The following is a 19,426-nucleotide window of genomic DNA, read 5'->3' as shown; positions in this document are numbered from 1 at the left end:
CTTACAGGCTGAGAATCGTCGGGAAGGCGAGCGAGACCGGCTCACCCGCGTTATGGGCTTTGACCACGCCATTGATGGAGCGGGTCACCGTGAACGTCTGCGGGCTCGTCACCTGGAAGCCGTCGAACGTGAACGTCACTGGCAGGGTGTTGGTGTTCGTGGCGTCGAGGACCGTCCGCGCCCCCACCGAGCCCGCCACCGTGAGTGCTGTGTCCGTCGTCGTCAGCAGCCACGGCGGTTCCCCATCCGTGGCCGGCGCCCACGCCTTCGCCCGGAGCAGGCTGCCCCACAGCTGGAACCGCAGCGTGTAGAACGTGCCGGCCGCGTGCGTGAGCGGTGTCGTGACCGCGGTCAGATCCGTCTGCCCGCCGCCCACCCGCTTCTGCAGGGTGAGGATCACCGTCTGGTCCGTCTGGAACGCCAGCCGGGCCGCGTACAAGTTGTTCGCGTCCAGATAGCGGGCGACCACGTGCGCGTACTGCGGGCCGCCGGTGGCCAGCGCGCTCGTCGCCACCTGCACCTGCACATCCACATCCGCCGTCGGCGCGGTGAGGACCGTGTACCGGGAGGCGTTCACCGACCCCACCGAATGCAGGCCCTGCGTGCCGTTCGTCGAGAAGTCCGACGCCGACCCTCCGGCCGTCGACCACGCCTGCCCGGTGTCGGCTGTGCCCCACCCGGATGCTGTGACCCGGGTGAACGTGTCGGAGACCTTCGGGCCGATGGCGGTGACCCGCATGACCTCGCCGCCCATCCGGACGTCGAGGGGGACGTCGGAGGTGCTGGTGGTCCACAGCATCGTCGGATCCGAGACGGGGGCGATGTCGATGGACGTGTCTGCGCTGCCGATCGCGGTGAGCAGCTGGGAGCCGTCGGTGTCGATGCGGGCGGTGGTGTCGAGGTAGCCGATGTACGAGTACGGGGATGCCGGTGCACAACTGAGCGTGATCTTGTGCTCGAATTGGGTGATGGTCTCGTCGGTGGCGACGGCCAGCTGATCCGGGTTGTCCGGCGGCAGCCAGGAGGGCATGCCCGTGATCTGTGCACGGTCGCCCATGCGCAGGCCCAGGATGGCCCGCTTCAGGTCCGGAGTGATCGACGGGTGGGCGAGGTTGACGGCGATGGTCGGGTAGCGGGCCTCGTCGACGGTGCCGAGGTGGACACGCCACGCAGCTGCGTCGAGGAGCGTCGGCGTGTCAGTCGAGGCGAGGTTGAGGGTGAGGCCGGTGTTCTCGCCGTAGGTGCCGATGCTGTCGGTGCCGAGGGTGCCGTCGGTTTCGGTGTAGGTGGCGCTGACGCCGTTGACGGTGACGGTGAGGCTGTTCTGGATTTGCCGGTCGTCTTCGACGGGGACGGGAATGTCGGCGAGGTTGTAGCCGGTGTACGACAGGACCAGTACCGGGTCTTGGGTGAGGGAGGCGCGGGTGCGGTAGCCGAGGCCGAGGACGTCTTTCGTCTCGTACAGGAGGCCGCCGTCAGCCAGGCACGCCTCCTGCACCAACGCGAGCGTGTTCTGTTTGGGCTGCGCGCCGAGCGGGACGGTGTCGTCGAGGCTGCCGATCCACTCGAAGGGAATCCCGGCCTCGCCACACAGCCGCTGGATACGCCGGCCCGCGGTCTCCCCGACGGGGTTGAGGCGCACGCCGAGGGCGTCGATCGTGGTGATGGCGTTCTCAAGCGTTGCGTGGCCGATGACCGTCCCGGGCAGGTTCGCGGTCGAGGTAGGCCCAGCCGCGGCGCGGGACGCGATCCCGAAGCTGACCTTCGTGACGCGGGTGAGCTGGGTGAGGTTCTGGGTGTCGGAGACCGTGTACGTGCGGCCGGTCGCGACGTCCTTGAGCTGCATCTGCCGGGTGATGGCCGTCCCTGACTCCTGCAACTCGATGCTGACGTAGAGGAGGCGGCCGCGGACGTCGAGGGTGTTCGGCAGCTGGATGCCGAGGAACGTGCCGTCGGAGGCGAGGGTCCGCAGGACCAGCGAGTTGGAAGCGTCGGTGGTGCTGTAGTACAGCTCGAAGATCTGTGCCGACCCAGACGAGTAGTCGAGCTGGTCGATCGCGCAGATCAGCTTGCCGTCCGCCAGCCCCGCCTTGGGCACGTACAGCAGGAACCTGCACTGGGTGGCGGTCGGATCGTCGTAGTGGGCGACGCCGCCGGAGAGGCTGGCCGAGGTGAGGTCGGGCAGCGGATCGGACGCCGAGAACCCCTCATACGAGGCCAGGTTGGGTGTGCCCGTCCATGTCATCGGTGAGCCGCTGGTGAGCGCCGAGGCGAGCTGGGTGGACCCCGTCGGGTCCTCCATCGGCCAGTACGCCACCAGACCGGACGGCGGTGGACTCGTGATGGCGTTGTAGATGACCGACCGTTCCGGGGTCGGGGCCTGCGCGAGTCGCTGCATGATCCCGACGATGGTGACGTCCACCCACACGTCGGTGCCCGTCGAGTCCCATCCGGGCTCCCACGCGGAGGCCTCACCCCAGATCCGGTAGCTCTTGCCGCCGTTGCCGTCCGGGACGCTGATCCGGAACTGCGTGTTTCGTCCGATCGCGCCGTAGTAGGGGCCTGACGGGTTCCGTGGGCTGAAGCGGCCGTCCTGGTTCTTCAAGACCAGCTTGGCCTGTGCCCGTTCCGTCTGCGAGCCTTCCCCGCCCTGGATGCCGGTGGAGACGGGGATGTTCCCGGAGTCGTCGCGGACCATCGTGTACGGGTCCGTGATGTCGATCCACGTTCCCGCGACAAGCATTTCGACCTGGACTGGCTGGCCGTTGGACGCCTCCCCGCTGCTGCGCGCGGGCGCGGGCAGGTTGAACAGGCGGCGCTTGAGCGCCGCAAGCTGCGGGGCAAGCCCAGGCGCCACAGGTCAGCCCACCTCGTTGAACACGATGTAGCAGCGCATGTCGATGCCCGTGGTCGGCGTCGTCGCACGCACCCGCAAGAACTTGGACACGGGAATGATCGGGCGGGCGTCCGGCATCCACTGCCGCACGTACGACAGCGACGACTCGCCAGACACCGAGCTGAGAGAGATCGCATCGAAGGGCCGCGTCGCAGTGATCGTGCCCTCGGCACTCGCCGTGTAGCCGGTCGCCGAGGTGCCCAGCGTCAGCAGGCTGGCGGTGCCGTTCGGGTCCAGGTTGACCACCCCGGAGGCGACGTGCGCGGCCACAGTGGCCGCCACGTCGGTCTGGAGCAGCTCGATGACGCCGTCCGCGCCCGGCGGGTCGTCGCTGCTCCACCCCCACTCCAGCAGCTGAATCATGCGCGTTGCCGGGGTGGCCAGCTGGAGCATGGTCTTGATGGTGGTCCCGGTGTTCACCGACGCGAGTGCGGCGGTCGTCGGGGCTGGCCCGTTCCAGGTGATGTACGGCAATTGCCTGTTCCTCTCGCTCTATCGGCCGCGCGGCGGCCGCAATGTCGCCTCGATACCGCCCCGGGCCCGCACCTCACGGCGCCCGACGTTCACCCACACCTCACCGAACCGCTTGCCATCGAGATCCAGTTGAATGACGATCGGCTGGCCGTGACCGCCCCCGCCCGCGCCGGCCATGCGGCGCGAGTCCGGGCCCGAATGCACCCGCGCCCCCACCGGGAGCTCCAGCAGTTCCGGCTCGTACTCGCCCACCCACGTCAGACCGCCCCGTACACCACCGGACGCGGCCGCGCCGACGACGCCGCCCGACGCCTTCCGGCCGATCGCCTTCGACAGCGACTTCTCCATCACATTGGCGAGGTGGTTCATCGCCTTCTCCAGCCGGGCCTGCTGCTGGCCCAGGCTCTTGACGAGCTTGTCCTGCGCCTTGATCTGCGCCCCGTACACCGCATCCGACGTGGACTTCCCCGCCGCCCCCGCAGCCTTGTTGATCTGCCCCTGCAACGAATTCAGGGAGGAGATCTCCGACGACGACGCCCCCAGCAGCGCTCCCGCCGTCTCCAGGCCGCCGCCGTTGATGCCGGCCTCGCCGATCTGCTGGATCAGAGACGCGGACAGGCCCTTCGCCTTCAAGCCCTTCAGCGCGCCGGCGAACGCAGACGCCTGGTCGCGGGACTGCGTCAGACCGCCCATGATCGACGCGACGGTCACCGTCTGCCCGGACGTGCCCTGGGTGATGTTCGCGCTGGAGAGGATCCCGGACTTCACGCTGTCGGACAGCTGGCTGGCGGAGTTCTTCAGGTCATCGAGCTTCGACTTCGCCTTGTCGAGGGAGTTGGTGACGTCGGCAAGCTTCTTGTCGTAGCGGATCAGCGACTTGCCGACGGAGTCCAGTTCCTTCAGCAGGTGCGTTTCCGTGCGCCCGCGGAACGCTGCCCGGATCTCCCCTGCCACGCTGTTCAGCGACGACACCAGAGCGCCCAGGTCCGTGGGCGAGCCGAGGTCACGTTCGAACGGTGTGTGCTGATAGCCGGCAGCTCTGCCGAAGTAGGAGATCCCGAAGCTGCCTTCGAGTTGCTTGCGGGCGTCCTTCTCCGCGCTGGTGAGGCCGCCCTTCGCGAAGTGCGGGACCCTGTCTGCGTTGATCGCCTCCAGCATGGCGCGGTACTTCTGCGTCTGCTTCTTGTTGACGATGAACTCGCCGCCCATCGCGAGCAGCGGCACGTCGTCCTGCGTGCCGGATCCGCCTTCGATGCTGCCGCCGTCGGCGTAGCGGCGGACCAGGCCGCCGCGGGCGTACTTGCCGCCCTCGTGGTAGACGGTGCCCGCGTTCGATGTCTTGGTTGCCTCGATGATGTAGGTGTGTGCGGTCTTCCCGTCGAGGTTGTTCAGCGCGCCCGCGACGTTGCTGATCGCGGCCAGTGCGCCGCCAGCCGCTGCGGTGACCGTGACCTTGCCGTTCGGGAGGTGCTTGACCTTGAGGCCGAACGCCTCCAGCACCGTCTCCGCCGGCTTCGACAGTGCCGCCAGCGTCACCGACTTGGCGCCCGGGGTCTTCTTCACCGCCGCGTTGAACGCGTTGATGTCCTGCTCGGCCGTCTTCTTGTCGACGCTGACCTTCAGCTTCTTCGCGTCCGGCGCCTTCAGGATCTCGTCGGCGAGGGCCGCGGCCTGCTTCTTCGTGTCGCCCATCGCCATCGCGGTGTCGATCAGGCTCTTACGGCCCCGCTGGTAGATCTTGTCGACCTGGTCCCAGGACGCCTTCTCCTTCATCTTCTTGTCGACGAGGTCCTCGGTCTTCGCCGCCAGCTGGGAGAGGACGTCACGGTTCTTCCGGCCTGCGTCCGAGCTGAGGCTGAGCGTCTTCCCGTTGTCCTTGATTGCCTTCGTCGCGTCTGCCATGGCCTGGTAGAAGCCGGTTTCGGCGTCGTAAGCGCCGCGGTGGACTTCGTTCAACGCCATGATCGACTGTTCGAGGCCCTTTGCAGCCTGGCTCTCCGCGTCGAGCGCCGCCTGCGTGGACACCGCCTTCTGCCCGAACAGCCCCATCGAGTCGGCCGTGAGCTTCTGCTCGATCGCCGTCCCCGCCAGCGCGTTGTTGTAGTCGCCCAGCTCGGCGGCGAGCTTCTTCGGGTCCCCGCCCTTCTTCGCGTACGCGTCCTGCAGCTGCTTCAACGCCGCCGCCGCGAGATTCGCCTTGCCGCCCTCCACCAGGCCGGCCAAGGATTTGTCGAGGGCGCTGATGTCCTCCTTGGCCATGTTGAACGAGTTCGACTTCTCCATGCCAAGGGTGAAGATCTTGTTCATGACGTCGTTGAACTTGTCCATCCCCGACGACTTGCCGGCCAGCCGGTCGACGTCGTACGCCAGGCCACCCATGTCCTTACCGAAGATTCTCAGCGCCTCGCCTGACGTCTGCCCGGTGAGGCCGAGTTTCTCGACCGACGTCGTCATCTTGTCGACGTCCGGCGGGACGCGCTTACCGGCCTGGGATAGCAGGACGACGGCGCCTGCGAGGAGCGCTACGCCGCCCGCGAGGACGGACAGCTTGCCCACGGTGCCCAGTTCAGCGAACGCGGCCTTCAGCCCGGCCACGCCGCCACCCGCGGCAATGAACGACTCCTTCATGTACATGGCCTTGAGCGCGGCGGTTTCGAAGACGCCCGACAGTACGGCCACGGCCTTCCCGCCCGCCGCCCACGCCATCTGGGCAGCAGCGGCCACCTTCATCGCCGCCGACACCGCCACGGTGGCCGCGAGCATCCCGGCGATCGCCACGGTCGCGCCGACGGTGGCAGTCTTGTGGGCGAGCAGCAGGGTGACGACGCTCTGCAGGGGTGGGATGAGTTTCTCGCCAAGGCTGATCATCAGTGCGTCGAGGCTGGTCTGGAGCTGCTTGGACTGGAACGCGAACGTCTTTTGGGTGTCGGCCCACGACTGCCCGAAGTTCTTGGCGCCCTTCGCCAGGGCGGGGTACTTCGACTCCAGCCGGTCCATCTGCCCGACGAGGATGTTCAGACCGGCGCCGGCCTTCCGGCCGAAAGCCTCGGTGATGATCTGGCCCTGCTCTTTGGAGGAGATCCCCGCCTTGTGCATGCGGTCGACGAGGTCTTCCAGGGCGAGTTTCAGGCCGCCTTTCTGCATGTCGGTGGCGAGGGTGGTCTGCGTCAGGCCGAGTTTCTGGAGCGCGTCCCCGGCGGTCGCCACCGGGTGGGCGAGCGCCATGACGGACATGCGGAGCTGGTTGCCCGCCAGCGAGCCGCGGATGTTGTTGTCGCCGAACACGGCCAGCGCGGCGCCGACGTCGGTGATGGACAGGCCGAAGCCTTTGACGGTGGCGACCATGCCGGACCCGAACGCGTTGGCGAGGTCCTGCATTTTCATGTCGCCGACGCCGACGGTGGCGTTGAGGACGCCCATCGCCTGGTCCATGTTCTGTACACCCGGGATGCCGGAGGCGACGGCGGCGGTGAGGGCGTTGGTGACGTCGACGAGCTTGGCGTGGCCGGTGGTGGCGCCCTTCGCGGCCGTCTCGACGAGGTGCAGCGCCTTCGACGAGGAGATGCCCATCGACTCGAAGTTCGACTCGACGTGGAACAGGCTCTCGGCGAGGCTGTCGGGGTCCTGGCCGACCTTCCCGGCCAGCGCGAGAACGCCCGCCTTCAACCCTGCAATCTTGTCCTGTGACACGCCGGCCTGCGTGTGCAACAGGGTCATGCTGGCGTCGAACTTGGACGCCATCTTCACCGACTCGGCGCCGATCAGAGCGAGGGCGCCCCCGGCGACGAGCGCGGTCTTGTGGAAGGTCTTCATCGCCGTGCTGGTGCCTTCCACCTGCGCGGTGACCTGCTTCATGGCCGGGCCTGCGAGGTCCTTAGCCGTGATCAGGATCTCCACCACGTTGGTCATCCGGGTTCACCCCCAATCGTTCGATCTCCAGCAGCCGGAATGTTTCGGCTGGTTCGTTCTCGATCTCGGACGGCAGCCGCTTCCAGCGGTCGGCGAGCGCGAGGATCTGGCGGGCGTAGGTCAGCTCGCTTGGCTCGCCGACAGTGGTGCCATCGGAATTACGGATTCCTCCGGGGAAGGCTCGCCACTGGGCGAGCTCTCGGGCAAAGGGGCGCTCACCCCTGAAATGGCCTGGGACCACTTGGTGATGATGGCCAGGACGAAATCGTCGTCCTCGGCGAGGATGTTCTCCAGCGTCGGAGGTACGGGGACGCCGTTGCTGGTGAGGTTCCAGTCGACGATGCGCTCAGCGAGGTAGTCCACGCTGACCTGTGTGCTGTCCTTGCCTTCGCTCCCGGTGCGCATGGCCAGGAGCTGGCCCATGTTGACGGTGCGCACGCGGACTTCGAGGCCCGCGTATTCGCCGTCCTGCCACTTGAGGTGGTACACCTTCGGGTTGCGTTCGAAGCCCACGGAATTCTCTTTCTGCTGTGAATTGGCTGGTGGAATTCCGCAGGGCCTACGCCCAGGTCGGCACAGTTCCGTCCGCGAGGACGCCAGGGATGGACGCGGTGAGTTCACCGGAGTTGGACCGCTGGAGCGGGTAGTCGGTGTACAGGACCTCGTTGGCGAGGGACTTGCCGCCGATACCGATGGTCGTGGTCCGGTTCACGGACGTCGACGACACGGTCTTGAAGACGTCGTGCTCCTGGTTCGTCGCGAAGTTCGCCACGACGGTCAGGGTGATCGAGAAGTCGGCGAGCAGCAGCAGCCGCTCGTACGCGCTCTTGTCGATGCCGGTGATGTCCTGCACACCGCGGGGCATCGCCCACTGGAGGTTGGTGATGTCGTTGCGGATGTCGCGCGGCGTGCCCGAGGCGTCGTCGACGCTGAGGGTGGTCCAGCCAAGTCCGCTTTGCTTCGCCATGGTTTACACCTTTCTTTCCGATTTAGCTGGATCCCGGGAGACGCCGGTCATCCGCGCTCTTGGGCCGTCCTGACCGCGTCCAGGGACTCGGCCATGTCCTCCACCCAGTCCGCCGGCCGCGTGTGCTGCCGCAGGCGGCCGGTCGGGTTGCCCCGACGGTCGCCGTCGCGGACGAGGTAGAGCTCCGGCCGGGTGCCGTGCTCGGCGAAGCAGCGCTGCCCCGACTCGAACCGGAACACCGTCAGGCCGCCGTCGGACCGCTGCTCACGGAAGGTGCGCCCCGACTGGGTGCGGATGTACGCGGCCTGCTGCTGGCCGAGCGGGGTGGACTCGTCGATGACGGACTCCCACCCATACCGCCACGCCCTGCAGTTCGCCTGCTCGCACGCCGACTTCTGCTGCACGTCCCGCGGGGCGCGGACCTCGTACGTCTGGTATGCGCCAACGGGCATCGCTGGTTCGATCGCCATCTGCTCCGCCTCCTCAGAAACTCGTCGAGACGTCGTTGCGGGACACGGCGACCGCGAACGTGCACGTCGTGAACCCGCCGCTGGTGGTGGTCACCGCACGCAGGTATCGGCGCACCGTCTGGTTCGAAGCGGTCGCGATGCGCTGCACGCCGGGCCCGCTGGTGACCGCGGTGAACGCCATGCCTGCCACGTCGGCGAAGCTGACGTTGTCCGCCGAGTCCTGGACCTTGACCGTGATGTCGGTGCCGGTGAACGCAAACACCTGCAGATAGCACTGCGCCCCGTACAGGGCCTGCCCGTTGAACAGCGGGAAGCTACCGACCCCGAAGTCCACCCCGGTGCCGTTCGTGGCCGCCACATCGGTGCGCTGGCCGGCGGTAAGGAGGTAGCCCCACTCCAGGCCGAACGCGTTGGACTGCAACGACACGGCGAAGTTGAAGGCGCCGTCGTTGCCGCGGGTGCCGTCGTAGTTGACCTGCTTGGCGACGATGCACGCGGCCGGGCTGCCGAGCGCGGTGCCGCAGCAGTACATCGCGTGGACGTCCGTGGTCGGCAGGGCGGACAGCACGGGGTGGGCGCCGGTGGGGTTCCACCAGCTGGTGGCCTCCAGGCGGCCGTCCCGCACGCCGCCGAGCCGCTCGTACGCGCTCTTGTTGATGCCCGTGTTCTCCAGGACGGCCGGGCCGCCGCCGACGTTGCCGAGGGCGGTGATGTCGCCGGACAGGTCGTTGCCGGAGATGTAGAGGGCGTTCCCGAGGCCTGAGGTTTTTGCCACTACGACACCTGCTCCCAAAGATCATTAACTACGAGTGGAAGGGTGATCGTGAACACCCGGTAATCGACGCCGGACGTCTTCAGATAGCCCGCGCGGCCGGACAGCGGGGCGCCGTAGCTCCCGAGGAGGTCGACCTCGCGGACGAGGCCGCCGAGTTCGAAGTCGCCGCTGTAGGCCGTGAAGAGCGCGTCGATGGCGGCCATCATGTTCGGGTCGATCGCGTCGGACGGCAGCTGTGCCATCGGCATGTAGAGGCGGACGAACAGGGCCAGCCGCGCGGACGTCGAATCGAGGCCGGAGGTGCCGCGGGCCGGACCGATCTCTTCCGTCCACACTGCGGCCGTCACGCCGGTCGTGGGCGGTGACAGGGGCTCGTGTCCGTTGACCTGCTCGAAGTAGCCGGAGGCGAGGGCGTGTCCGACGACGGCGTTGAGGATGGTGGTCGCGTCGAGGCTCATTCCAGGGCCCCCATCTGCCGTGCGATGGCCGCCTCGCTGATGGCCATGGCCTTCTGCGCCATGCGGTTCCGGACGGTGCGGAACGTGTGGTAGCCCTCGAACTTGGTGACGGGGGCGTTGCGGGAGCCGATGCCCTCCAGCCACGGCCCGTAGATCACGCCGGAGTCGTTGACGGAGTAGATGTCCGGTGCGACGCGGTCCTTGACGATCTGCGACTCGTAGTAGCCGGTGGGATGCTGCAGCACGCTGTCGAGCTGCATGAGGACCTCGTAGCGGGTGTAGTCGGCGAGCTCCTCGATCGCGACCTCGGTCATCGCCTTGACGATGGCCGGGCCGCGGCCCTCCACAATCGGGCCCTTCAGGCGCAGGCTGATGCCGTAGGACGCCATGTCAGATCACCCGCTGCCGGTTCTTGCGCCCGTGGGCGGTGTATGCGCGGTCCCGGAGGTCGTTCAGCGCGTCCAGGCGGGCCTGGGTCTGCTTGCTGTTCCCGGAGCTGCTGGGCGTCGACCGGGCGTACCCCGAGATCTCCTGCAGCAGCCGGTTCTCCGCCTCGGCGACCGCGAGGTCCTTGATGAGGGCCGGGACGCGGTGGATGGCGCACGCGGCCGCGTTGGCGTGGGTGGCCGCGGCCGTGCCGAGCATGCCGCGCCGCACGTTCAGGGTGCGGAAGGCGTACACGTGGGCGCCGGCGCTGTGGGTGGCCAGGACGGTGCCGTCCCAGGCCCGCTTCACCGTCGCGACGTTCCCGGTGATGTCGTAGATCAGCATGCGCTCCGCATCTACCTGGATGACCTCGTCGACGTGGACCTGTGTGCCGTCGGGGATGGTGAGCGCGTTGTCGCCGGGGTTCGCCGTCGTCGCCCCGGACACGAGGGTCTGGCCGGTGTCATTGCTCGCCCGGCCGGTGACGAGCATCCGCTCCAAGTCGACGATGAGGAGGTCACCGACGCCGACGAGGCTGCCGTCCGTCACGCCAACGGTGGTGGCGGTCGTCGTGGAGACGGCGGCGGTGAGCTGGCCGGCCGGATCGGTGTCCAGTGGGCACCCGGCCCACGTGCCGGTGATGGCAATGTCCCGCTGCGGCGTCGGCCCGACCCCGAAGCTGTACGGCAGGTCGCGGCGCAGCTCCAGGGATGTATACGGGGGCCCGGAGTTGACGGGCTCGAAGTTGCACGCGGACAGCGGGATCTGCACGCCGCCGGAGGTGACCGCGGTCGGGATCGCAGCGAGCTCCCACTGGTCGAGCCACAGCCTCCACGGATAGGCGTACTGGAAGTTGGGCCAGTCGAACAGTTTCGTGGCGTCGGTCGGGTAGAACACGCGGTTCATCTGGCCGTCGATGTCGGCGCGGGCGGAGCGGATCGCCCGGTCGATCTGTGCGTTGCTGCGGGCGGTCTCCTTGACGTCGAGGGCCCGTTTGACGTCCTCGCGGGTGCAGTAGCAGATGCCCTCGGCGCTGGAGTTGGCGGCGGTGCCGCTGTACAGGGCGATGACGGTGACGGTCTCGGCCGCCGTGACCGGGGCCCCGGACTTGAGGCCGGACCAGGTTGCGAGGTAGTCGCCTGCGGCGAGTGTGGCTCCCGGCGTCCAGGCGTAGCCGTACGAGCCGGTCCCGGGGTGGGTGACGCCCGTGCTGGTGGCGGCGAGTGCGGTTGCCCCGGTGGCGATGCTGGTGACCGTGATCGTCGGCGTGGCGTCGAGGTCGGTGAGGGAGCCGCCCTGGAAGTCGTAGAACTGCCCCAGCAGGGTCACGGGCTGGCCCGCGATGACTTCGGTCATGTCGCGTACCACCCCCACGACGAGCCGTTGTAGAGCGCCCGCACACGTAGGCTCTGCCCGGTGGTGAGGGTGGCGGTGGTGGCTCCCGTGCCGCTGCTGGTGTAGATCAGCTGGCTGGATGTCGTCGCGACCGTGAGGTTGCTGTTGCCGACGTTCTTGAAAACGTACTCGACCGGGCAGAAATCAGCCGCCGGCAGGGTGCCGGTGAATGCGCCGCCCGCCGTGGTGTCACAGATCAGCACACGGTCGATCGGACTCGCTGTGAAGGTGCCGGTCTTCCGTTTGATCGGGGACGGCACCTGGCCGTCGACCAGCTCGATCCCGGTCGGGTACGTGGTGGACACGCCGGACTCGGTGAACAAGCCCGTCAGTTTCACCCGACCCAGCGCGCCGCCCGCGGCCGCGCTGGAGGACGCGTGGATGTTCGGCGTGCCCGACTCGGTACTGAGCTGGTCGATGTCGATGATCGGGCCGACGCCACCGGAGCCGACGCCGTACACCATCAGCTCGTGCGTGCACGCTTCGATCGACGCGGACAGGACCTTCATCGCGTGCACGGAGCCGACGCTGCCCGCGTAGTTGCCGACGGCGACGATCGCCGCCCAGCAGTACAGGGCCATGTAGCGGGAGATGAGGCTGTGTTCGGTGAGGAACGTGGCGTAGGTGTAACCGCCCCCGCACGAGATGTTGTCGGCCACGACGTGGTCGTTGTTGCCGGGCGCGGGCAGCAGCAGCCCGATCGAGAGGCCGGTGCCGAACGTGCCCGGCGACGTGTAGTCAGTGCTCGGGCTGGCGACGGTGCCGGCGGTGCCGTAGCCGAAGTTCTCCAGGTGGGCTTTGGCGCAGCCCCAGAAGTTCGCGGCGCCGTAGGTCAGGCCGTATGCCGAGTGCGTGGTGAGGATCGCGAGGTTGCGGACGATCGGCATGAGGTTGCTGAAGGTGGCGGCCGCCCCGTAGCCGGAGGCCTCGTTGGGGCCGCACAGGACGGCCGGGTTGCCGTGAGCGTTGATGTCGGCGGTCTGCGCGGAGGTGGAGGCGTACACACCGAAGCTGATCAGGCAGCTCCCGCCGAACTGCGGGACGGTCTGAAGCCACGTCCGGACATTCGCCCCGTTGCCGACGCCAGCGAACTCCAGGGCCTTGCTGACGGCGGTCATCGCGTATGGGCCGAACACGATCTGCCCGTTGCCGCTCTTGGACCGGTTCAGCGCGCCGGCCACGATGTACCCGCGCGGCGGGAAGGCGACCTGCGCGTAGGTGTGAGTGGCGAGATATGCCTCGGCCGCATCCACGGCGGCCTGGATCGCTGCGGTGTCGTCGGTGCCCCAGATGACGACCGCGCCGGTGATGTTGCCGCCGGAGGCGTTGGTGAACGAGAGGGTGATCTGGCTGCTGCTCTGCCGGGACAGGACCGTGCCGATGCCGGTCGTCACACCGGTCGCGCCGGCGTTCTTGACGGCGATCGACTTGCCGACGACCGACGTGGGCCAGTTCGCCGTCGCGCTGGTGAGCACTGCCGAACCGCTGGACATCGCTCCATCCGCGACGACCTGCGCGTCCCCCTTGGCGCCGTAGGCGGCCGCGGTGACGTCGAACACCCACGGGGATGTCTGCTGCGCCCCCGACACCGCCGTGTCGACGTAGCCCTTGGAGGCGGCCGACAAGGTGGTGTCCGGGGAGGAGTCGTTGAGGACCAGGTCGCCGGTCATGGTGTCGCCCGCCTTGGACACTTTGCGGGGGTCGCCGGTCGTTGAGACGTAGCCGGTCGCGGTCATCTGCTCCTCCTCCCTCGAACTCGTCGTGTGCTGCTGGGTCAGGCGTCGTTGGACTTACGGGAGTCCCCCGTACGACCCTGGGCCTTCCGCGACTCCGTCGAAGAGCCCTCCCGGCGGCGTCGGCTGGACCCAGTCGCGGGGGTACTGCCATCCGTCGAACTGGCAGAAGAAGATGCCGGGCTCGCTGGGTGGTCCGGGCTGGAGGGGTTCTCCGTCGAGGGGGCAGGCGACGGGTGGTCCGACGACGTTGGGGTCTCGCTCCCACTCGGCTCGTGCTTGCCGTCGGATGTCGAGGAGTTGCTGCCAGCTGATACGTCCTCACCGCCTTCGGGTGCGATGTAGCCGGTCTCGCCGGGTGCCGCGTCCGGGTTGGACGGGCCTCCGGCGACGGTGATGCGCGGCATGGTGTCCTCCTTCGTCATGCGGTCGGCGAATGCCGGTGCGGGGGCCTGGCAGTGCGGGCAGCGCAGCAGGCCCACCGCGAACCGGGTGGTGCACTTCGGGCAGGTCTCCAGCACGGTCAGGCCGCCGTGACCTGGGCGCCGTTGTCGAGCGGGATGTACAGCAGGTCCCACTTCACGGAGCCGGTGTTCGTCGCCGACGTGGTGATCGTGATGTTCCCGGCGTTGACCACGAACAGGGCTGCCGTGCTGATGAGGACGCCCGCCTGAGTGGACAGGTCCACCGTGGTCGCGCCGCCCGGGTTGGCCGCCATGTGGGTGCCGATCGGCGCGGCGATGATGCTGGACGCCGTACCGAGCGCCGTCGTCGAGCCGGTACCGACCGTGGGGGCGGTACCGATCGCGAGGGTGCACGCCTGGTTCTGCACGGCGGTGGTGACCTCGCCGATCAGGCCGCGCACGAGGATGCGGCCACCGGCGACGACGAAGATGTTCCCTGTCGCGCTGGCGGGCAGGGTGGCCGTGGACCGGCTGACAGCGAGCCCGGCCGCCATGAGGCGGACGTCCTTGTTCTGGATGAGCGTCGTCATCGGACTACGCCCCCAGGATTTCGAGGTTGGCGGGCTTCCGCTGCACGGTCAGGTCGTGGAGGAACGCCGTGACGAGACCGGAGGCGCCCACGCTGACCTTGAGGTAGGCGAGCGGGTCGGCGATCTGCGACGTCAGCACGGTGAACACGACCGTGCCGGACGAGATCGTGACGGCGTTGGACCCGGACTGGGTGGCGTCGACCCAGGCGGCGGTGCCGTTGGTGGCGGTGTTCGTCACCTTGCGAGTGATGATGTTGCCGGGGCTCGCGTAGGAGCCGCCGAACGTGGCGGACGCGGTGAGGGTGAAGGTGTCATTTCCGGTGCAGACGAAGCTGCACGCGGACGCGCCGCGGAACTTGAACGCGTTTCCGGCGGCGATCGGGATCACGTTGTACACGCGCCCGAGTCCGTACATGCCTGCCATTGCTGGTGCCTTCCGTTTGTGACTGGGGTGGTTAGCGGGGCGTCACTGCCGCAGGCGTCAGGGGCGAGACGCGAGCTGGACGACGGGCGACAGCTTCGCGCTGCTGCCGTTCTTGGGGGTGAGCGGCGACTGCAGCCACGGGCGGCCGTCCACGCGCTCGATCACGCGGTACGCGGTCTTGTCGTTGGCGAACTTGTAGTGCTCGGAGCTCGACGACTGCATCTCCATGCGATCGCCGATCAGGTAGTACGACAGGTCCACGAAGCTGATGTCGCCGGTGGTGCCGAGCGGGCCGACCTTCTCGGTGAAGTACACGGGCCGGCCGAGGATGGTCAGGGGCGGGGCGTCCGCGCCGCCGTTGCCGCCGGCCATGTTCCCGATCCAGACGGGGCCGCCGCCGGTGCCGACCGAGAGGGCCATGGTGGCGAGCTGCGGGAAGGTGTCGATGCTCGCGATCCACACCGCGCGTCCCAGGCTGGTGGGGAGCATCTGGGCGTACATCTTGACGATGTTCTCCCAGGCGATCGTCGCGGAAGGCTGGTTGTTCTCGGCGGCGACCTGCACCGAGACGGGGGAGTTGATGTAGCCCAGGGGCTCGCCCATGCCGGTGCCGGTGAGGAAGGCGACGTCCTCGAACCAGGAGATGGCCTTGGGGAAGGTCCCGTTGAAGAAGCCCTCGAACGCGGGGGCGTCCATGAGGAGCTCGTTCGGCACCTCCGCGTAGGCCGTCAGCTTCTTCGCGTCCAGGACGACGCGCCCGAAGCTGGCCTGGGACTCGGTGAGGCCCGCGGCTTCCTCGGTCCAGTAGCCGACGACGCCACCGAGGATGCTGGACTGGTGGGAGGTGTCGTCGATCATCGGGATCGGGACCCGCAGCGAGGACATGGGGATGACCGTGGCGCGCGGCCGGACGACCGCAGTCTCCAGGGCGAGCTGAAGGATCTCGCTCCGCAGCTCCTCCGGGATGAGGAACCCGCCGTCCGCCGGGACCTCGCTGCCGTAGGAGTTCTGGACCTCGACGAGCTTCTCCAGCTTCGGCCGCAGCTGCCCGAAGTCCTTCAGCCGGTCGGCCCGGTACCAGGTGGAGCGGAAGAACTCGGACGCGTCCTGGAAGATGCCATCCGCGGCCGCGCCGGGGGCGCGCCGGTTGTACAGGGACTTGCGGGCACCGGACGACAGGCCCTTGATCTCCGGGCGCAGGTTGTGCGCACGCTCCCCGGCGAAGTCCACCGGCGGCTTCGCGTCGGAGCCGTTGTTCTTCAGGTACTCGGCGAGCACCAGCTGCATCTGCTCGCGGGCCTGCGCGTTGATCTCACCGCGGTTCGACTTGTCGACGGCCTGCGCGTAGCCCTCGATGAACTCGCCGAGGGCTTCCTTGCTCGCCCACAGCTCCTTCATCTTGTCCGCGTCGCTCAGAGTCTCGGCCAGCCCCGCCGGGGAGTCCGGAATGGTGATCGTCACTTCGTTGCCTCCTCGGCGTCTGCCAGCCACGCCGGGAACGGCGCGGTGTCGTGTGTGTTCAGCCAGCCGGGCATTCCGGCGTGGTCCTGGGCGCCCTTGTCGTCGTCGCCGTGGCCGGCGTCGTCGAGGTGGGCCTGAAGGTGCGCCTTCACGCCGGCCTTGTCGCCCTCGGGGATCGAGGAGCCTTCGAGGCGGGCGAGACCGTTGCGGCAGGCCGCCAGGTTGGCGGGGCCGCCCTTGGTCTTGTGGTGCGGGAACTTGTAGTTGGCCTTCTGGTCGTCCGCGTCGCCGTCGCCCTCCTTGTGCGGGGTGGCGGCGGCTTCGTCGGACTGCCAGGCGAAGCAGTACTCCAGCACCGTGTCGTCGTTGGGCATCGCGGCCACGGCGGCCGGGCCGTCCCACGGCTCGTCAACGGTCGCCGTGTGGTGGACGGGGAGGGCCTTCGCGGTGACCTGCGGGGCGACGGCCGCCCGCAGCTGCGCGGCGACCTCCTCGCCGATCAGCGACCGTACGTCCTCCGTCAGCGCGGCCGACGCGGACGGTGTGCTGTCGCGCAGCCGGTCCGGGACGTGCGCGAACACCGACAGGTCGAAGCCAGCCACCGCGGCGAGCGCCTGCTCCTCTGGCCGCTCCGCCACCCGGTGTGCCAGCCCGGCCGCAACCGCCTCGTCGGCCGTGTACCAGGTCTCGGCCTTCATGGCGTCCCGCCAGCCGTCAGCGCGGCCGGTGCGGTCGGCGTAGATCGAGGCGAGGTTGTCGGACACCTTGTCGAGGAGGTCGGCCAACTCGCGCATGTCGCTCGCGTTGCCGTAGCAGGCCCCGGCCGCGTCGTGGATCATCATCATCGCGCCGGGGGCGATCGTGCGGACCTTCCCGGCCTGCGCGATGAACGAGGCAGCCGACGCGGCGAGCCCGTCGACGACGGTGGTGACGTTCCCGGGCCGCTGCGCCAGCGAGTTGTAGATAGCGAGCCCGTCGAAGACGTCGCCGCCTGGCGAGTTGATGTGGACTTCCAGGTCGCCGTTGATCTGCGCCAGCTCGGCCACGAAGTCCGCGGCCGACACCCCGCCGAACAGCCAGCTCCCGCCGATCTCGTCGTAGATGTCGACCCGGGTGGGTCCGGCGTCGTTGCGGATGACCTTGTACCAGCCGCCTGCCTGGGGCTGCTGGACGAGGTTGGTGAGGCGGCGTACGGAGCGCCGCGCGGCGTCGACGTTCATCAGGCACCCGCCTTGTTCCATGCCAACTGCCGTGCCATCAGCGCCTCCAGGGCTGCCTTCTGCTGTTCGTCATCGCCGCCCTCGGCCGGGGCCGGCGGCGCGGCCACCCAGTTCGGAGGCAGGGCCGGTTCCTGCGTCGCCTTCTCCGCCACCGCCATGTCGGGCAACCCGACCGTCTCCAGCACGTCATGTGCGTCGTATCCGGCGGCGACGAGGAGCTGAGCGGCCTGCGCCTTCGACTTGAGTTCCAGCGCGTCCGCCTCACGGTTCGAGGTGACCGGGTCCTCGTAGTCCATCTCGACGCCCTCACCCGTCGACCCGAAAAGCGGCAGGTAGGAGCAGTTGAGGACGTCCTTCCAGCGGTCCAAGCGGTCGGTGAGGAGGAAGGACTCGAAGTGCTCCTGGGCGGTCACCGCGTTTGCGCGGTTCACGTCGTCAGCGGTGCCCAGGATGCTCTTGTGCATGGCGAACGCCTCGCGGATCACGTCCCGGCCGACGTTCCGCAGCCCGCCGAAGTCCATGTCCCGCATGCTGTGGGCGTTCGGGACCCACGTCGCGCCCTGCTCCAGGACGGCGACGCGGTGGGCGGCGCCGACGCCGCGGTGGGTCTCCCGCCAGCGGTTGGTGAACTCGTTCCACTCGTCGTCGGACAGCCGCTTGTCGACCTGGATCACACCGCCCGGAGTGGCGCTGTTCAGGAAGAAGTTCCGGTTCCACTGCGCCGAATACCGGGCCGCGTCGATGTCGACGAGGATCGACTGGATCGGCCCCAGCCCGTGATACGGGTCGAACGGGTTCGGATACCTCAGCTGAATGACCTCGTGAGGCTGCAACGGAACCCGCTCACCCGACGGCCCCGAGTAGATGTAGCCCTGCAAGTACTCGTCCCGGGACGGCACCGGCTCCATCCGGTCCGGCCGCACCTGCCACAGACTCATCGGGAACGTGGCCCGCGGGTCGTAGCCGACGACGATGTAGTCCTCGCCGGTCAGGTCGAGGTACGTCTGGCCGAGCTCGCGGAACTGGAAGCCGGTCGTCCACGGATTCGGGCGGTGCCACAGGCTGATGGCCTGGTGCTTGATGACCTCGGTCCGCTGGTCGGATCCCTTGTCGCCGGTGGTGTAGCGGCGGCGCCCGTCCTGCGGCTGGCTCCTGTAGAGGTGCCAGTCCTTCTTCGCGGTCTGCCGGGCCAGCATGCTGACGATGGAGAAGACCGTCCCGGACGCCCCGTAGGCGCGCATGTAGCTGGTGGGGTCGGCGCCGCCGTCCATCATCGACTGGCGAAGAAAGCCGCGGCCGGCGAACGGGACCGGGGGCTCAACGCTTCCGGCCTTGGCGAGGACCTTCCCGATGAGGCTGCTCACGGTTCGGCCCTCAGGACCGCGATGTCCATGCCGCCTTCGAGGATCATGGCCTCCGTGTCCGGGAGACGCTCCTTGATCCGCTCGTAGATCTCTGTGTATTCGGCGTCGCTCAGGCGCATCGGGCACTTGAACACGAGGATGTCGCCGGGCTGCAGCGCGAGGCGTTCGACCTCGACGGTGTCGAGGAGTCCGGCGGCAGTCATCGGCCGCTCGGGCCCGGTCACTCGATCTTCCAGTCGAGGAGCAGCACCGTGACCCCGGTGGTGATCCACCCGGCGATGGGGTGCGCCTCGAACGCGCCGACGTCGATGCAGCCGAGCCCGACGGCAGTGAGGAGGCTCCCGGAGAGCCGTTCCGCGGTGTCGCGGGCGAGGGTGGCGGTGCGGCTGGCGAGACGGCTGAGGGCGCCCTGAAGGCGGGGGTGTCGGTGGGTAGAGAGGCCGTCGATCACTGCCGTCAT

At 68.4% G+C, this 19,426-nt stretch carries 19 protein-coding genes; 1 reads left to right on the top strand and 18 read right to left on the bottom strand.

Going from position 1 to position 19,426, the window contains the following annotated elements; genetic code table 11:
- Position 1: 1 nt before the first annotated feature.
- From EDD90_RS16570 to EDD90_RS16520, 11 genes are all read right to left on the bottom strand, one after another.
- Positions 2–2,857, bottom strand: coding sequence for a hypothetical protein (locus tag EDD90_RS16570; RefSeq protein ID WP_123973761.1), 2,856 nt, complete (start codon positions 2,855–2,857; stop codon positions 2–4).
- Positions 2,858–2,860: 3 nt separating this feature from the next.
- A complete protein-coding gene (locus EDD90_RS16565; RefSeq protein WP_123973760.1) occupies positions 2,861–3,370 on the bottom strand; it encodes a hypothetical protein in 510 nt (169 codons plus the stop codon).
- 18 nt (positions 3,371–3,388) lie between these two features.
- A complete protein-coding gene (locus EDD90_RS16560) occupies positions 3,389–7,279 on the bottom strand; it encodes a phage tail tape measure protein (protein WP_123973759.1) in 3,891 nt (1,296 codons plus the stop codon).
- 120 nt (positions 7,280–7,399) lie between these two features.
- A complete protein-coding gene (locus tag EDD90_RS16555; protein WP_123973758.1) occupies positions 7,400–7,792 on the bottom strand; it encodes a hypothetical protein in 393 nt (130 codons plus the stop codon).
- A 46-nt stretch (positions 7,793–7,838) separates the two neighbouring features.
- Entirely contained in the window at positions 7,839–8,246 is a 408-nt protein-coding gene (locus tag EDD90_RS16550; RefSeq protein ID WP_260327894.1) for a hypothetical protein, read from the bottom strand.
- Between the two features lie 47 nt (positions 8,247–8,293).
- Positions 8,294–8,716, bottom strand: a complete 423-nt coding sequence (locus EDD90_RS16545; RefSeq protein ID WP_123973757.1) for a hypothetical protein — start codon at positions 8,714–8,716, stop codon at positions 8,294–8,296.
- 13 nt (positions 8,717–8,729) lie between these two features.
- The gene (locus EDD90_RS16540; protein ID WP_123973756.1) at positions 8,730–9,491 is read right to left on the bottom strand and encodes a hypothetical protein; all 762 of its coding nucleotides are present in this window, start codon (positions 9,489–9,491) and stop codon (positions 8,730–8,732) included.
- Positions 9,491–9,949 (bottom strand): hypothetical protein, encoded by a 459-nt coding sequence (locus EDD90_RS16535; protein WP_123973755.1) that lies wholly within the window; start codon positions 9,947–9,949, stop codon positions 9,491–9,493. Before EDD90_RS16535 ends, EDD90_RS16540 begins: the two co-directional genes overlap by 1 nt.
- Positions 9,946–10,338 carry a hypothetical protein gene (locus EDD90_RS16530; RefSeq protein ID WP_123973754.1) on the bottom strand — a complete coding sequence of 131 codons (393 nt, stop codon included), beginning with the start codon at positions 10,336–10,338 and terminating at the stop codon, positions 9,946–9,948. The genes EDD90_RS16535 and EDD90_RS16530 overlap by 4 nt, the downstream gene beginning before the upstream one ends.
- A gap of 1 nt (position 10,339) precedes the next feature.
- Entirely contained in the window at positions 10,340–11,731 is a 1,392-nt protein-coding gene (locus EDD90_RS16525) for a hypothetical protein (protein WP_123973753.1), read from the bottom strand.
- Positions 11,728–13,506: a hypothetical protein gene (locus tag EDD90_RS16520; protein ID WP_123973752.1), complete on the bottom strand. Its 1,779-nt coding sequence runs from the start codon at positions 13,504–13,506 to the stop codon at positions 11,728–11,730. The genes EDD90_RS16525 and EDD90_RS16520 overlap by 4 nt, the downstream gene beginning before the upstream one ends.
- Positions 13,507–13,908: 402 nt before the next feature.
- Here EDD90_RS16520 and EDD90_RS57325 point away from each other — a divergent pair, with 402 nt between their 5' ends.
- A complete protein-coding gene (locus EDD90_RS57325) occupies positions 13,909–14,040 on the top strand; it encodes a hypothetical protein (RefSeq protein WP_260327893.1) in 132 nt (43 codons plus the stop codon).
- Here EDD90_RS57325 and EDD90_RS16515 read toward each other — a convergent pair.
- Genes EDD90_RS16515 through EDD90_RS16485 form a run of 7 tightly spaced genes read right to left on the bottom strand, consistent with a single transcriptional unit; the run spans position 14,027 to position 19,426 of the window.
- Positions 14,027–14,497 (bottom strand): hypothetical protein, encoded by a 471-nt coding sequence (locus EDD90_RS16515; RefSeq protein WP_123973751.1) that lies wholly within the window; start codon positions 14,495–14,497, stop codon positions 14,027–14,029. The genes EDD90_RS57325 and EDD90_RS16515 overlap by 14 nt on opposite strands.
- Positions 14,498–14,501: 4 nt before the next feature.
- The gene (locus EDD90_RS16510) at positions 14,502–14,921 is read right to left on the bottom strand and encodes a hypothetical protein (RefSeq protein WP_123973750.1); all 420 of its coding nucleotides are present in this window, start codon (positions 14,919–14,921) and stop codon (positions 14,502–14,504) included.
- A gap of 57 nt (positions 14,922–14,978) precedes the next feature.
- Positions 14,979–16,382 (bottom strand): phage major capsid protein, encoded by a 1,404-nt coding sequence (locus EDD90_RS16505; protein WP_123973749.1) that lies wholly within the window; start codon positions 16,380–16,382, stop codon positions 14,979–14,981.
- Complete coding sequence (locus EDD90_RS16500) at positions 16,379–17,602, bottom strand: head maturation protease, ClpP-related (protein WP_185149119.1); 1,224 nt, start codon at positions 17,600–17,602, stop codon at positions 16,379–16,381. The genes EDD90_RS16505 and EDD90_RS16500 overlap by 4 nt, the downstream gene beginning before the upstream one ends.
- Positions 17,602–18,966, bottom strand: a complete 1,365-nt coding sequence (locus tag EDD90_RS16495) for a phage portal protein (protein WP_123973747.1) — start codon at positions 18,964–18,966, stop codon at positions 17,602–17,604. Before EDD90_RS16495 ends, EDD90_RS16500 begins: the two co-directional genes overlap by 1 nt.
- Positions 18,963–19,190, bottom strand: a complete 228-nt coding sequence (locus tag EDD90_RS16490; RefSeq protein WP_123973746.1) for a hypothetical protein — start codon at positions 19,188–19,190, stop codon at positions 18,963–18,965. The genes EDD90_RS16495 and EDD90_RS16490 overlap by 4 nt, the downstream gene beginning before the upstream one ends.
- Positions 19,187–19,426 (bottom strand): hypothetical protein, encoded by a 240-nt coding sequence (locus tag EDD90_RS16485; protein ID WP_123973745.1) that lies wholly within the window; start codon positions 19,424–19,426, stop codon positions 19,187–19,189. Before EDD90_RS16485 ends, EDD90_RS16490 begins: the two co-directional genes overlap by 4 nt.

Source organism: Streptomyces sp. Ag109_O5-1 (assembly GCF_003814875.1).
Lineage (GTDB): Bacteria > Actinomycetota > Actinomycetes > Streptomycetales > Streptomycetaceae > Streptomyces > Streptomyces sasae.
The sequence above is the reverse complement of the archived record's forward strand: the minus strand, read 5'-3'. Positions and strand labels throughout refer to the sequence as shown.